The following is a 14782-nucleotide window of genomic DNA, read 5'->3' as shown; positions in this document are numbered from 1 at the left end:
TTTTTAGTCCTGAGCTTTTTTGTTTTGGTGTAGCGGTTTATTTCTTGCTTTTCGCCATCAGGCCTTCGAGTACCTGCATGGTCGCTGCGCCCAGCTGGTCGCGTGAAATATTGCTATTCGCGCCACCTACCATTGAAGGATTGGTCAGGAAACGGCCGTCGACTACAAAGGTCGGCGTGCTATCGACTTGGTAGCTGGAAACCAGCTTGCCCAGGCTTTGCAGTTTGCCAAGGACAGAGAAAGAATTATAAAAACTCACGAACTTGGCCTTGTCTATGCCATTCTTGACAGCCCATGCAATATTGTCATCGTCGCTGGACAGGCGGTTTCTTTCCACATGCCAGCTTGCCAGTACCTTGGCATGCAGGCTGGCTTCCAGGTTCATGGCTTCCAGTGTCAGGAACAGATGTGCTTCCGGGTCTTTGGCACCAGTCAGCGGCAAATGGATACGGCGGAAAACGATATTGTCGCCCTGCTTTTTTACCCACGCATTGATGGTTGGTTCCAGCGCATTACAGGCCGGGCAGTGATACATGAAAAATTCTATGATTTCAATTTTCTTGCCCGTGGCCTGGGTGGCTTGCGGGTTTTTCAGGGTAATGAAATCGCTACCTTCTTTTGGGGCGGCTGGAGAGGCGAGCGCTGTTGCAGAGACAAAGCCCAGGGTGACAAGTAATAAGCGTAAGAAGCGCATGGGTTCCTTTAATCAGGTAGCAAAATCGGGTAGCAAAAGAAGGCGCTGAGCTTACCAGTATTTTGGTAATTTGGCAGCGTCTCAGCACATTCGCGGTTGAACTCAGCTGTTGGACAGGCGGCTGGCGGAATTGTTCAAGGTTATTGGAGGAGTATTGTTAAAGACAGCCTATAAATTGCGACATATTCATGAAATATCTTTAAATAGCCGGACAAACTGCCAAAATCTTGTGCAAAAACTTGCATGGCGTTGGTATTCGTAGAAAAATGAAACCGTACTTCCGTCCCAGACCGGAGTGACGGGAGAGATGTCAGCCCGGCATCAATCGTCCCTTGCCCGTTTTAGCCCAGACTATGGAGCATCTGCAATGATGACCGTGCCCATCGTGATTGATTTCGAAGCCTCAGGCTTTGGCAAAGGTAGCTACCCTATCGAGGTAGGTTACTCGCGCCGCCATGGCGAAGGCTGGTGCACCCTCATCAGGCCTGAGTCTGACTGGCATCACTGGGACATCCATGCAGCCCGCATACACCGCATTCCGCGCGAAATCCTCGTGGAGAGAGGCAAGTCAGCCAGTCTGGTGACCGAGCAACTGAATACCGAACTGGCTGGCATGACGGTATATACCGATGGCTGGACCCAGGATTATGTCTGGATGGCGCTCTTATATGATGCTGCCGACAGGGTGCCGAATTTTCGCCTGGCCGATTTGCGCGAAATCATCAGTCCACAGCAGGAAAGCCTGTGGCATGCCACCAAGGACCAGGTACAGGAAGACTTGAATATTTCGCGCCACCGGGCCAGCAATGATGCGCGGATTTTGCAGATGACCTGGTTGCGTACCTATGATGCCGTGCGTTGTCACGGTTGACAGACTTGCACGGACGCTGTTTGTCTTCTCGCAACATCTCTTAAAATAAATATCAAAATTATATTCAGGCAGTGCAAAATACAGGCTTGCCTGAATTTGCCTGCGGGAAATCCGTTTGCAGGGTCTGGAAATGTGAGGAGATGAGTGTTGAAAAAATGGATCATACGCCTGTTATTGCTGGTCATTGCCCTGATAGTGATCCTGGCCGCCTATCTCTTGCTGGCACCTGTGCCTATCAATCCGGTTGCCTGGCAGGCCACGCCTTTTGCCGGTTACTCGCCACCACACGCACGCAATGAAAAACTGGCAGCGCTGAAGACCATAGACATAGGCGAAGAAACCGGCCCCGAGCATATCGCCATGGGCCCGGACGGCAAACTATATGCCGCCGTCACCTCCGGTGCGATCTTGCGCATGCAGCCAGATGGCAGCCAGCGTGAAGTCTGGGTCAATACTGAGGGCAGGGTGCTGGGCTTTATGTTTGATGCTGCAGGCAATATGATTGCGGCAGATGCCTTTCGCGGCATACTCTCGATTTCACCTGACAAGCAAATCACTGTCCTCACTGACAAGATAGGCGACAGCCCCATCCTGTATGCCGATGCCGTTGTCGTTGCCAAATCCGGCAAGATTTATTTCACGGATGCCAGCCAGCGCTTTGGTGCCAAGGAATCTGGCGGCACCTTCCATGCCAGCGTACTCGACATCCTCGAACATTCAGCGACCGGGCGGGTATTGGAATATGACCCTGCGACCAAACAGACCCGCCTGATCGCAGATGGCCTGTGTTTTGCCAATGGCCTCGCACTTAGCGCTGATGAGCAAAGCCTCATCGTTGCTGAAACCGGTGAATACCGTATCTGGAAAATAGCGGTGACTGCCGATGCCTTGCATATCAAAAACAAACCAGATAAAAAACTGGCCAGCATCTTGCTCCGTGATTTGCCTGGTTACCCTGACAATCTCATGCGTGGCCGCGATGGCCGTATCTGGCTGGGGCTGGCCAAGCCACGCGGTGCGGCGATTGATAATATGGCAGAGAAACCCTGGTTGCGCAGTATTACCCTGCGCTTGCCGCACATATTGTGGCCAGTGCCACCAGCTTATGGTCATGTGCTGGCCTTTAATGAGTCTGGCAAAATCGTCGCTGACTTGCAAGACCCGACCGGGCATTATCCAGAAACCACAGGTGTCACCGAGACCGAAGACCGTCTGTATATCCAGAGCCTGCATGCGCATGGCATAGGCTGGTTACCGAATCACCTGGTCAAGAAATGAAAAGCATGCCCGCCATCCCTGAGGTCGATGTACTCGTCATCGGTGGCGGCATCAATGGTGCTGGCATCGCCCGCGATGCAGCAGGGCGTGGCCTGAGTGTGCTGTTATGCGAAAAAGATGACCTGGCCTCGCATACTTCATCAGCATCGACCAAGCTCATTCATGGTGGTTTGCGTTATCTTGAATATTATGAATTTGGCCTGGTGCGCAAGGCCTTGCAGGAACGTGAAGTGCTCATGCGCTCAGCGCCGCATATCATCAGCCCTTTGCGCTTTGTCATGCCGCACGATAAAGGGCAGCGTCCGGCCTGGATGATACGGGCGGGCTTGTTCCTGTACGACCATCTGGCGAAACGCGAACTATTGCCCGGTGCAGAATCCATCAATTTACAGAAACATATAGCCGGACAACCCCTGCTGGCAGACTTTCGCCGTGGTTTTGCCTATTCCGATGGCTGGGTCAATGATGCCCGTCTGGTTGTCTTGAACGCCATGCAGGCGGCAGAAAAAGGGGCAACCATCATGACGCGCACCCGCTGCGTGTCGGCCAGAAGGCAGGCGGAACACTGGCTGGTGCAATTACAAAAGGCCGATGGCAGCATGATGATGGTCCAAAGCCGCAGCCTCGTGAATGCCAGCGGCCCCTGGGCCATCAACACCTTGCAGCAGGTCTTGCATCAGGGGGCAGCCCAGCATTTGCGGCTTATCAAGGGTAGCCATATCGTCGTGCAGCGCCTGTTCCATCACCCTTATGCGTATATCTTCCAGCATCCTGACGGCCGTATCGTGTTCGCCATACCCTTTGAACAAGACTTTACCCTGATCGGCACGACCGACCTGGATTACCAGGGCTCGCTTGATGAAGTGGCAATCAGCGAGACGGAGATTGCCTACCTGTGTGAGCTGGCCAGCCATTACTTTACCCAGGCCATCAGTCCTGCCGATGTGTTGTGGTCATACTCCGGTGTGCGCCCGCTGGTGGAAGAAACCGCGGGAACAGGCAAGGAAAAAGCTGCGGCACTGACCCGCGATTACCGGCTGGAGCTTGATACCGCCGGTGCACCGGTGCTGAATGTATTTGGCGGCAAGATCACCACTTACCGCAAACTGGCCGAAGAGGCCTTGTCCATGCTGGCACCCTTGCTGAACAACGCCAACTCTGCCTGGACAGAACATGCCTGCCTGCCCGGCGGTGATATTTATGGCGAATCGCCAGAAAACCGCGCCGTCAGTGAATTTCACTTATTCATACAACAATGCCAGCAACAATATGCCTGGCTGCCACCGCACCTGGCAGAACGCTATGCCCACGCCTATGGCAGCCGCATCCACGTCTTGCTTAAAGATAAATACTCACTGGCTGACATGGGTGAAATGCTGGTGCCGGGTCTGTATGTGGCTGAAGCGGCCTATCTGGTCAGGCATGAATGGGCACGCACGGTTGATGACATACTCTGGCGCCGCAGCCGACTGGGCCTGCATTTGCTGGGTGAAGACACTATCCATTTGCAGGAATGGCTGGACCTCCACGTTGCGCCAATCCAGTTACCGGCTTTCTAGCCTACATCAGCCTGACATTCAGCCTGACATGCAGATGTCATGGCAAACTACTATCATCCTCGTTTTCTGGTTCAGCATACGGCTGCTGACTATCCCCGAGTTTCGCAGTTTATCCCCAGAAATTTGCGCACTGTCGCAAGTCTGTGGCTAGCTTTCCCGGCTTTGCTTATTCTGATCATACCAAATCAAAAACGGGAGATGGCCATGAACAAGACTGCATATATGAACGCGTTGCGCCAGGCCCTGGATGGCTTGCCGGCCAGCGTCATTGAAGACACCATGTGGGAATATGAGCGCAAGTTCATTGATGCCTTGGTGGCTGGCAAGTCTGAAGAAGAAATCGCTGCGGGCCTGCCCAAGCCTGAACTGCTGGCGGCACAAAAGAAAACCAGCATACGTTATCAGGCATTAAAAACAAATTTCAGCATAGGCAATGTGGCAGGTTTGCTGGTTGCCCTGATAGGCCTGATGATTTTCAACCTGTTCATGCTGATCCCGGCTGTGGCCTACTTCAGCCTGCTGTGCTCAGCCTATATAGTGGCCATGGTGATGTATGTGGCTGGCATAGGTATCACTGCTGCCAGCATCTCTGGTGTAGAGCAGTTTAGCGTCGATATACCTGTTGGCAGGCACAATGTGCACAATCACAACGATAGCCATCGTATCCGCAATCACAATGTCAGGGTGGATGTGACAGAAACAGGCATACTCATTGATGGTGAAAAACAGGATGAGCATGGCCAGGCGGCAGCTTCATTACCTGCCGCACCGGTAACGGCATCTGCGGCTTCGGCTACATCAGCTACTTCAGTTACTTCAGCAACAGCCTCAGCCGCCTCGGCAACTGCGGTTACCCGGACTGTCAGCACAGAAAGCCAGACAGAAAAACTGCATATAGAGCTTGGTAATCACTTTTCCGGCACCAAGTTATTCTCAGGCCTGGGTTTGCTGCTGGCTTCGATTGCCCTGATGATGTTGAGCATGTTCATGACCAAATACACTTTCATCGGCTTCAAGCATTATTTGCGCTGGAACCTGTCGCAATTACAGCTGGGTCATGCAGCCTGATGAGTTCGCAGTTTTCGATTTTTAGTTTTACTTGGTTTTGTAGTTTCATTTAGCTTCAGGAGGAAAAAATGAAAAATATCATACGCACAGGCATAGGCATGTTGGGCCTGGCCGTAGTGTTGACCGCGTCAACCGTGGTTTTCATGAGGGCGCATGCCAGCAATGTCGTCAGTAGCGGTTCGGCGGCCAGTGAAGTCCGTCCCGTGACGGCATCCATTGTCAATATCGTGCTCAGCGGCCCTATAGACCTGGCACTGAAACAGGCGGCAACGCCAGAGTTGCTGGTCAAGGGCGATGCCAAGCTGGTGTCGCGGGTAACCACCAGGCTGGAGGGCAATACCTTGTTTGTCGGTACCCGTGGTATCTATATCTCCGTCGGCAAGACTGAGCAAACCAGGATAGAACTGAGTTTGCCCGGCCTGGAAAAACTGCAGACTTCTGGTAGCGGTGACGCCGTCATCAAAGGATTCAAGGGCAATAAACTCGAAGTAAGCCTGCAAGGCTCAGGTAATATCAATCTTGATGGCGACTACCAGCAAGTATTTGCAAGCCTGAATGGCAGCGGCGACCTGAACCTGGGCCTGGGTAATAGTGAGTTGCTGGAACTCACTTCCAACGGCTCTGGTGACAGCATCCTCAAAGGCCAGGTCAAAAGCTTCACTGCCAGATTGTCGGGTTCCGGCGATTTGAAAGCATCTGCACTCAAGAGTGCCGTGGTCAACCTGAACTCCATGGGCTCATCCAGCAGCAAGGTATTTGCCAGTCAGGAAATCAAGCTCAAAGTCACTGGCAGTGGCGATGTGCATGTGTCTGGCAACCCGGCAAAACGCAATGTAGAGCGCCATGGTTCTGCAGATGTACATTGGGAGTAAGCAGCTTATCGCATGACAATCACATGATAATCAGGTGTTTTAATACAGGATAAACCCAAATTGGTGCAGCTTGAACTGTTGTTAATTGGTTCGTCTTAGTAGGTGTTGTTAAAAAGAATGAAATTTTCTACAGGAAATTTTTACTTGTAGAAAATTTTATTCTTTATATCAATCATTTTTATGCTTAATATTCGACGCTGAGTCCCTGGTACTGAAACTCTATTTACTTGACGCTTTTTTCTGCAATAATCATTGCGCAGTTGTAAGTATTTGTTTCAATCGAAAAAATTAAAGTTTGTGTGCGTCTTGCTTGCGCATGCAGATTTTTCTGACCAACCTGACCTGCCAAGAATCATGACTGCTACCAAAAGTAAGTGCCTTACCGCGTTATTTGTTGTGTTCAGCTTTATCAGTGCTGCTGCCGCGCAAGAAAATCCCATGCAGTTTCTAAGCCGTGCCAATGCCAAAGTAGCCAGAGCCGCGTCTTTAAAAAATCGCTGGGAAGGCCCGGTTGATGGTCCAGCATTGCACAAGAAAAAGAAAATCGTTTTCATCGCAGCAGACCTGGGTGATGCGGGTGTCAGCAGCGTGTTTAACGGCGTGCGCGAAGCCAGCACCGCCGCAGGTTGGGAAGTCTTGCCTATCAACTGCCGTGGCCGTTGCAACCAGGGCGCATCCATCATCAGCCAGGCGCTGGACATGAAAGCCGATGGCATCATCCTGGCAGGGGTAGATGTCACCAGCCAGAGCAAGGGAATGGCAGCGGCAGTCAAGGCCAAGATCCCCGTGGTTGGCTGGCATGCCTCGGTCAAGAGCGGTCCGACTGACGGCCTGTTCACCAATGTCGCTACCAATCCCAAAGAGGTTGGACAACTGGCTGCCCTATATACCGTGGTCGATTCGAATAACAAGGCTGGTATCGTGGTCTTCACGGACTCCAGCAATCCTTTCCTGCTGGCCAAGTCCACGGCCATCGTAGAAACCATACGCCAGTGCGAGGGTTGCAAATTACTGAGCCTGGAAGACGTGCCTCTGGCAGAGTCGCATATCAAGATGAAGGGTGTCGTTGAAAGCCTGGTCAAACGCTTTGGCGCGAAGTGGACCCACGTCATCGGCGTCAATGATTTCTATTTTGATCTGCTGGAAGTGCCAACAACAGCCAGCCTGATTGCCAGCAATAAACTGGTCGCTGTCGCTGCCGGTGATGGCTCGCCAACTGCCTACAAGCGCATACGTGCCAACAGCCTGCAAACTGCAACCGTGCCTGAACCCTTAAGCATGCATGCCTGGCAAATCGTCGATGAACTGAACCGTGCTTTTTCGAATGCCGAGCATAGTAATTATGTAAGTGCCCTGCATTTGGTGACGGCGCAGAATATTGCGTATGACGGCGGGCAAAAGAATATGTTTGAGCCAGCAAACGACTTTCGGACGCACTATCAAAAGTTCTGGTCCAAATAGAAATGCTGATTAAGCTACTGCGCGGCGCGATTTTGGGCCTGCGATGCTCGTCGTACTTTAGTACGACTGCGCTTCTTAACCCAAACTAGCGTCGCTCGCAACGCTTACTCAGCATTTCTGCTGTAGTTGTTTTTGAAGATGAAAAAGCCGGTTTGATTTCCGGCTTTTGTTTTTTTTTATGCGCGCTGGGTTACTGCTGCGAGGATGTTTTCTGGGACTGACTTGTCGATGTACATGCGTTGGTCGGCGGTTTGCATGAGTTTGTCGGCGCTGCGGCCATCTGTCGGGAACAAGGCGCTGCCGAGGGCGGCTTCGATTTCTATGGTGTGTCCCTGTATGGTGCAGGGGCCTTCGAGTATTTTCTTCAGGCGCAGCAGGGTGCTGTCTAGCTGGGATTCCTGGTTGACACCAAAGGTCAGGGCGACGAATTCATCGCCGCCTATGCGGCCGACAAAGTCGGCGTGGCGGCAAAAGCTTTTGAGGCGTTTGGCCACTTCCTTGAGCAGCAGGTCACCGGCCTGATGGCCAAAGCGGTCATTGACTGACTTGAAATGATTCAGGTCTATCAGGATAAAACCAAAGCCCTGCTGGTTGCGCCCGCTCTGGGCAATCGCCTTGTCCAGCATTTCATCGACATGACGGCGGTTAGGCAAACCGGTGAGTACATCTTCCCTGGCCATTTCCAGTATGCTTTTCTGGGCCCGCAGGTTGCAGCAGACGCTGACGCCATAAGTCCAGCCCAGCAGGCACAGCACCACGATAAGATAGATAAAATTCAATAAGGGATGTTTGGCCAGTTCAGCATTGTTGTTGGAAATGAAAGCCAGATGCCAGCGCATGATAAAACCTATCGCCATGATGCTCAGGGAAATCGCGCCTATGCAGGCTGCCAGCAAGTCGAGGTCACGGGTTTTCCAGATCAGGATAAAAGCCGTACTCAGCATCAGACTGGCTGCGATGACATCATGGAACAGATAACGGCGTATCATATCGTCCCGGTTGAGGAAAGCCAGCAGGATGAACGCCGGGATCAGTACCAGGCCCCAGCGCCAGCGTATCTGGGATGGATAGCCGCGAAAACGCAGGGTGCCTTCCAGCATCAGCAGGGTGGTGGTCAGGGTCAGGGAGTTGTTGAAAGCGACGATCAAAGACATGGGGATGTCGATGATGGGGATCAGGCGTATCAGTAAAAAGGCCGGTGCGACCATCGATGCCGCTGCCGCCCAGACGCCGGTGCCAGGTATGTCGCGGTTGATATGCCAAACCGCCAGCATGACCAGCATGGAAATCACGCTGATACAAGCAACCACTAAATCTAGCGTAGCACGATCCAGATTGACCATAGGGGTACCTGGTTGTAACTTCTGGTGAATTCAGGCAGATACACATCAGCTTTGCTTACAGGGACTGGTGCCGGGAAGCAGTACCTGCAAAACCATATTATGACGCAAACTTATGCAAACAAAAGCGAGTAATTATCATCCTCCACAAGCCAGCAGCGTTGCCGTTATCGGTGCCGGGCCAGCAGGCCTGATGGCCGCCGAAACCCTGGCCCTGCGGGGCTTGGCTGTCGATGTCTATGATGCCATGCCTTCGGCTGGACGTAAGTTTTTAATGGCAGGCAAAGGGGGCATGAACCTCACACATTCTGAAAATTCTGTCTCTTTCATGACACGGTATGCCGAGCGTGAAACCCGGCTTGCCCCCATGATCAGCCAGTTTGATGCAACAGCCTTGCGTGCCTGGGTCAAGGACCTGGGCATAGAAACCTATGTAGGCAGTTCTGGCCGGGTGTTCCCGGTTGATATGAAGGCGGCTCCCCTGTTGCGTACCTGGCTGCACCGGCTACGCCAGCAAGGTGTGCGCTTTCACATGCGGCATCGCTGGCTGGGCTGGGATGAGCAAGGCCAGTTACGCTTTGCGACTCCGGATGGTGAAACCTGTCTGCCTGCCAGGGCGCAAGTATTTGCACTCGGCGGTGGCAGCTGGGCCAGGCTGGGGTCGGACGGTGCCTGGGTAAGCCTGCTCAGGCAGCGTGGCTTGGATGTCGCAGATTTGAAGCCCGCCAACTGTGGCTTTGATCTGGACTGGACCACATTTTTCAAGGACAAGTTTGCTGGTCAGCCTTTGTTGACAGTAGCAGCCAGGGTAAAACACAGTACTCAGCCCATGCGCAAGGGACAATTCGTCATCACCTCTACAGGTGTAGAGGGTAGCCTGATTTATGCGCTTTCTGCTGCGCTGCGTCAACAATTGTACAGCCAGGGTCAGGTAGTGCTGGAGCTGGATTTATTGCCAGACACGCCGCTGGAAAAAGTGCTGACTGAGCTTGAGCATCCGCGTGGTTCACGTTCGCTTTCCAGTCATTTGAAAAGCCGTCTGGGTCTGGATGCATTAAAAATGGCCTTGCTGCATGAGTGCCTGGATAAAACAGCGTTCAGCCAGGCACAGCGATTGGCACAGGCCATCAAGGCCTTACCGGTTGTGCTCAAGGCTGCCCGCCCCATCGATGAAGCCATCAGCAGCGCCGGTGGCCTGCGCTTTGAAGCCCTCGATGAAAACCTCATGGCGCTACAGCATCCCGGCCTGTTTTTTGCCGGTGAAATGCTGGACTGGGAAGCACCCACCGGCGGTTACCTGCTGACAGCCTGTTTCGCGACAGCCAGACGAGCCGCAACAGGCGCAGCCAACTGGCTGGAAAACGATCTTGATAACCTGAAATAGTTTCTGCTGGCAAGCGCAGAAATCGGTACAATAATAGTTTCCGCGCTGCATCATTTGATTCTATTCATGAATTTGCATTTCAGGTATTTGTCCGTATGAGTGATTCCCATAACGCTGCGCGCGCCAACGTTACGTGGCGCGGTGCTATACAGGTAGTTCCTGGCAAGATCGTGCCAGCAAAGATAGTCAGCTTTACTTCTGCCAGCATACAAATGCAGTGCAGTGCTGCCCTCAAAGAAAAGCAGACATACCAGATGATGATGGAAGTCCCCAAGCCGGGTGACGCTTCGCAACGCACCCAGGTGGTGTGCAAGGCCACCTGCATTTATTCCATCTTGAGCGGCAATGAATATCGCGCCGCCATGAAATATTTTGAAGTGCCTGAACAGCATACCGCCCTGCTGGCCCACTGGCATGGCTGAGGCTTGATTGAGTCCTGATTGAGACTTGACCAGGGCCAGGACATACCCGCATGATGAGCAGACTAACTTTGCTTATGATATAAACAGGCTTTGATTTATTTGCCTGCGCATCATGTCCAAAGATACTGTTTTACCCGAAACCGCCCAGCGCGTTGCCCAATTACTGCATAGTCTCGGGCATGACCAGACTGTGGTCATGTTGCCAGAAACCGGCAAGACTTCTGCGGAGGCCGCAGCAGGCCTGGGTTGCCAGGTTGCCGAAATCGCCAAATCCATCGTCTTTCGTCGTCTGGCCGATGACGCTGCTGTCATGGTCGTTGCCAGTGGCATTAACCGCGTCGATGAACACAAGGTCGCAGCCATTGTCGGCCCGCTGGGCAAGGCTGATGCCCGCTTCGTCAAGGAAAAAATCGGCTACGCCATAGGCGGCGTCTGCCCTATCGGCCATGTAGAAAAAACCGTCATGCTCATCGATGAAGACTTGCTGCAATACCCGCATGTCTGGGCTGCTGCCGGTCACCCACATGCCGTCTTCAGACTGACACCTGAGCAATTGAAAAACATGACAGGCGCACCGGTCGCTGATGTGGCTTTACGCGCATGAATATCCTGTATGAATTTGACCCGGCCCAGTTTGTCATGAAGCCAGGTGCGACCGTGCCTTCACCCTGCGTGAATATCTGCCGCATGGATGAGAAGACAGGCTTGTGCACAGGCTGCTATCGCAACATCGATGAAATCATTTGCTGGAGCAAGGCAGACAATCACAAGAAGCTGGAAATCTGGGATCTGGTGCAGCAAAGAATGCTGCCCTGAATATTCCTCAAGTTATTGCCCAAGTAGCGCACATGCCATCACGAAAGGATAATGAGTGAAACAACTGGACTGGTATTTCGATTTTATTTCTCCTTTCGCTTATTTGCAGAGTGAAATGCTGCATCAACTGCAAGGCGTGTCGCAGATCACTTACCGCCCGGTTTTATTTGCTGGTCTGCTCAATCACTGGGATAACAAGGGCCCGGCAGAAATCGCACCCAAACGCCAGTGGACCTTTGAGCATTGCGTCTGGCTGGCACACAAACATGGTATCCCTTTGCGCATGCTGCCTGAGCATCCCTTTAACCCCCTGCCTTTATTGCGCCTGTGTCTGGCTCTGGGCAGCACGCAAGCTGTGGTGCAGCGGCTATTCCGCTTTGTCTGGCGCGACGGTCATATACCGGCGCAGACAGAACACTGGCAAGCTCTGCTGGATGAATTGCAAGTGACGCCAGCCATGCTCGATGATGCCGCCGTCAAGGAGGCATTAAAACGCAATGGTGAACTTGCCATTGCTGCCCGCGTGTTTGGCGTGCCGACTGCTGTTGTTGATGGACGCTGTTTTGGGGGCTTGATGGTACAGACATGTTGCAAGCTTATCTGCAAGGCGACGCCTTCTTCACATCGGCAGAACTGGCAGCTGCGCAAAGCATGCCTTATGGTCAGCAACGCAAGATAGCAGGCAAAACATGATGCAACTGCCTGACTGCATGCAAGTGTTTGAACGGGGCTGGTTGTCCTCGAATAATATCCTGTTCATTGATGAACAGCAGACTGCCCTCGTCGATAGCGGCTACTTCAGCCATGTTGCACAGACTCTGGAACTGATACAACATGCCCTGAATGGCCGCAAGCTGGATTTGCTGGTCAACACCCATTTGCATTCCGACCATTGCGGTGGTAATGCCAGCCTGCAGCGCCAATATGGTTGCCGCACCCTGATTCCGGTTGCCGATACGCCTGCAGTGGCAGCCTGGGATGAAGCGGCACTGACTTATGTTGCGACAGGCCAGCGCTGCGAGCGCTTCAGTTTTGATGCAGCGATACAGCATGGCGATGAATTGCAACTAGGCGGTATGGACTGGCAAGTACTGTCTGCACCTGGCCATAACCCGCATTCCATGATCCTGTACTGCGCGCAGGAAGGCATACTGATTTCTGCCGACGCCCTGTGGGAAAACGGCTTTGGCGTGATCTTCCCTGAGCTTGAAGGTGAATCCGGTTTTGCCGAACAGGCGGCGATATTGCAAGTCATACGTGAGCTCAATCCACGCATCGTCATCCCCGGCCATGGCCGGGCGTTTGACGATGTGACGGCAGCCTTGCAAAGGGCAGAATCACGGCTCGACTATCTGCGTACCGACCCGCGCCGCAATGCCCGCAATGCCGTCAAGGTCATGCTGGCTTTCATCTTGCTGGAGTCACAGCAAATGAGTCTCGCTACCGCCATCACACAACTCGGCGGCACACGTACCATCACTTCTTCTGCCAGCCTGCTGGGCATAGAGCCGCATGCGCTGATACCGCAAATGGCTGATGAACTGGTCAGGGCAGGGGCCGCAAGGCTGGAAGGCGATATGCTGATCAGCACACGATAGTCTATTGTCCATTCAATTAAATCCAAACTGGAAATACCATGTTGCATCACATCTCCCTGGGTGTCCGCGATCTGGCGCTGGCTGGCGCATTTTACGATGCCGCCCTCGCTGCCCTCGGTTATCGTCGCGTGTTTGAAGACGACACCGCAATAGGCTATGGCCTGTACGACGATAAAGATATCCTGTGCCTGAAATTGAGGCCGGATGCAAGCCCGCCGGGCCCGGGTTTTCATCTGGCGTTTACTGCCAGCACGCGCAAGGCAGTTGATCATTTTCATGCGGCAGCACTGGCCATCGCTGGCAATGATCATGGCGCACCGGGTTTGCGCCCTGATTATGGCGAGTATTATTACGCTGCGTTTTTGATTGACCCGGATGGTCATCACATAGAGGCTGTGACCAAGGTCACCGAATAGAGCATGACGCCCACGGTACACAATGCCAGAGCCTTACAGTTTTATGCGAAGCAGAATTATGTAGATATAGGCAGCACAAGTTTTCTGATGGATGGCGAGGCACATGAAAATCGAGTGTTGTGCAAGCATTTAAAAACGCTTAAATAATATCTGCCCCACGCTCATCCAGTAACTGCCTGAGTACGGATCTGTGGCAGTGGCTCTCATTTTCACAATAGCAACCCACAGAAAAATTCGTGGTCTTCGACATCGCCGCCAGCAAATCCAGTACCTTGCTGGCATCGGCTTCCTGCATTTCTGCCCTGAAGCTGCGTTCAAATTTTTTCCATTCAACTGATGTACTGGCAGCTTTTCCCTGTGCCATCAAGTCTGCACTCGGTGACAGATTGGGAAACCAGACATCATAGTAATCGCGGCTGGCAAATTCAGCCTTGGGCACGCCGCGTGGTGGTCGTCTCACCGTACCTATGCGCAAACCTTCACCGGCGGCGCGGGCAGTTCCCAACTGGACTATGCGTATGCTCATTTCTCTCTCCTCATCTGGAGCCGGACAGGGTGGCAAGGAATAAAAATAAACCTGCGGCCTGCCCGGCCATGCCTGGTGTTGATTGATTATAGTGCCTGATTTTTCAATCCCAATACTTCGATTTTTTCTATACTGGGCGGGCCGGTAAATAATTCTTCAGCCTTTGCCATCAAGGCTTGCGCAATCGGCCCTTGCAGATGGACCTGGCGACCAGCTTCCGTCTCAAACGCATCAAAGACACCGAAAACATTGTCAGACAATTGCAGGGCAAACCAGATGGGCGTCGTGCTTTCCTGATTGGCCAGAGCCAGGCCCATTTCCAGAAAGGCGGCGACATCGGCAGCTTTGCCAGGTTTGGCTTCAAAGCGGGCGAACAGGGCGTGCTTGATCATGATTTTTCTCCTTGTGCTTGTATCTATGTTTGCATCGCAGGATTGCGATGAAGTGAGACTTTACAGATCAAAGGACTTGCGTGAT

At 52.8% G+C, this 14782-nt stretch carries 17 protein-coding genes; 13 read left to right on the top strand and 4 right to left on the bottom strand.

All coding sequences use genetic code 11. From position 1 onward, the window contains the following. Positions 1 to 37: 37 nt before the first annotated feature. Positions 38 to 694, bottom strand: a complete 657-nt coding sequence (locus UNDYM_RS26665) for a thiol:disulfide interchange protein DsbA/DsbL (RefSeq protein ID WP_162043852.1) — start codon at positions 692 to 694, stop codon at positions 38 to 40. Positions 695 to 1061: 367 nt separating this feature from the next. Here UNDYM_RS26665 and UNDYM_RS26660 point away from each other — a divergent pair, with 367 nt between their 5' ends. From UNDYM_RS26660 to UNDYM_RS26635, 6 genes are all read left to right on the top strand, one after another. Beyond that, positions 1062 to 1565 (top strand): hypothetical protein, encoded by a 504-nt coding sequence (locus UNDYM_RS26660; protein WP_232063608.1) that lies wholly within the window; start codon positions 1062 to 1064, stop codon positions 1563 to 1565. A gap of 144 nt (positions 1566 to 1709) precedes the next feature. Further along, positions 1710 to 2843: an SMP-30/gluconolactonase/LRE family protein gene (locus UNDYM_RS26655; protein ID WP_232063607.1), complete on the top strand. Its 1134-nt coding sequence runs from the start codon at positions 1710 to 1712 to the stop codon at positions 2841 to 2843. Beyond that, the gene (gene glpD, locus UNDYM_RS26650; protein WP_162043851.1) at positions 2840 to 4402 is read left to right on the top strand and encodes a glycerol-3-phosphate dehydrogenase; all 1563 of its coding nucleotides are present in this window, start codon (positions 2840 to 2842) and stop codon (positions 4400 to 4402) included. The genes UNDYM_RS26655 and glpD overlap by 4 nt, the downstream gene beginning before the upstream one ends. Positions 4403 to 4606: 204 nt before the next feature. Further along, complete coding sequence (locus UNDYM_RS26645; RefSeq protein ID WP_162043850.1) at positions 4607 to 5470, top strand: DUF1700 domain-containing protein; 864 nt, start codon at positions 4607 to 4609, stop codon at positions 5468 to 5470. A gap of 68 nt (positions 5471 to 5538) precedes the next feature. Beyond that, entirely contained in the window at positions 5539 to 6342 is an 804-nt protein-coding gene (locus tag UNDYM_RS26640) for a head GIN domain-containing protein (RefSeq protein ID WP_162043849.1), read from the top strand. Positions 6343 to 6780: 438 nt separating this feature from the next. Further along, on the top strand, positions 6781 to 7803 hold the full coding sequence (locus tag UNDYM_RS26635) for a substrate-binding domain-containing protein (protein ID WP_162043848.1): 1023 nt from the start codon (positions 6781 to 6783) through the stop codon (positions 7801 to 7803). Between the two features lie 176 nt (positions 7804 to 7979). Here the strand turns inward: UNDYM_RS26635 and UNDYM_RS26630 are convergent, their stop codons facing one another. Continuing rightward, positions 7980 to 9146, bottom strand: a complete 1167-nt coding sequence (locus tag UNDYM_RS26630) for a diguanylate cyclase (RefSeq protein WP_162043847.1) — start codon at positions 9144 to 9146, stop codon at positions 7980 to 7982. A 112-nt stretch (positions 9147 to 9258) separates the two neighbouring features. On the opposite strand from UNDYM_RS26630, the gene UNDYM_RS26625 reads away from it, so the two are divergent. From UNDYM_RS26625 to UNDYM_RS26595, 7 genes are all read left to right on the top strand, one after another. Further along, entirely contained in the window at positions 9259 to 10527 is a 1269-nt protein-coding gene (locus tag UNDYM_RS26625; protein WP_162043846.1) for a TIGR03862 family flavoprotein, read from the top strand. Between the two features lie 95 nt (positions 10528 to 10622). Then, the gene (locus tag UNDYM_RS26620) at positions 10623 to 10949 is read left to right on the top strand and encodes a hypothetical protein (protein WP_162043845.1); all 327 of its coding nucleotides are present in this window, start codon (positions 10623 to 10625) and stop codon (positions 10947 to 10949) included. A gap of 112 nt (positions 10950 to 11061) precedes the next feature. Beyond that, entirely contained in the window at positions 11062 to 11553 is a 492-nt protein-coding gene (locus UNDYM_RS26615; RefSeq protein ID WP_162043844.1) for a YbaK/EbsC family protein, read from the top strand. Next, the gene (locus UNDYM_RS26610; protein WP_232063134.1) at positions 11550 to 11765 is read left to right on the top strand and encodes a DUF1289 domain-containing protein; all 216 of its coding nucleotides are present in this window, start codon (positions 11550 to 11552) and stop codon (positions 11763 to 11765) included. Before UNDYM_RS26615 ends, UNDYM_RS26610 begins: the two co-directional genes overlap by 4 nt. Before the next feature lie 55 nt (positions 11766 to 11820). Beyond that, complete coding sequence (locus UNDYM_RS26605; protein WP_232063606.1) at positions 11821 to 12444, top strand: 2-hydroxychromene-2-carboxylate isomerase; 624 nt, start codon at positions 11821 to 11823, stop codon at positions 12442 to 12444. Positions 12445 to 12454: 10 nt separating this feature from the next. Further along, entirely contained in the window at positions 12455 to 13363 is a 909-nt protein-coding gene (locus tag UNDYM_RS26600; protein WP_162043843.1) for an MBL fold metallo-hydrolase, read from the top strand. Between the two features lie 38 nt (positions 13364 to 13401). Further along, positions 13402 to 13779, top strand: coding sequence for a VOC family protein (locus tag UNDYM_RS26595; RefSeq protein ID WP_162043842.1), 378 nt, complete (start codon positions 13402 to 13404; stop codon positions 13777 to 13779). A gap of 139 nt (positions 13780 to 13918) precedes the next feature. Here UNDYM_RS26595 and UNDYM_RS26590 read toward each other — a convergent pair whose 3' ends face one another. Then, positions 13919 to 14305, bottom strand: a complete 387-nt coding sequence (locus tag UNDYM_RS26590; RefSeq protein WP_162043841.1) for a DUF488 domain-containing protein — start codon at positions 14303 to 14305, stop codon at positions 13919 to 13921. Between the two features lie 86 nt (positions 14306 to 14391). Then, positions 14392 to 14697: a putative quinol monooxygenase gene (locus tag UNDYM_RS26585; protein WP_162043840.1), complete on the bottom strand. Its 306-nt coding sequence runs from the start codon at positions 14695 to 14697 to the stop codon at positions 14392 to 14394. Positions 14698 to 14782 lie beyond the last annotated feature (85 nt).

Source organism: Undibacterium sp. YM2 (genome assembly GCF_009937975.1).
GTDB lineage: Bacteria > Pseudomonadota > Gammaproteobacteria > Burkholderiales > Burkholderiaceae_D > Undibacterium.
Note: the sequence above shows the minus strand (reverse complement) of the source record. Positions and strands in the feature narration are given on the sequence as shown.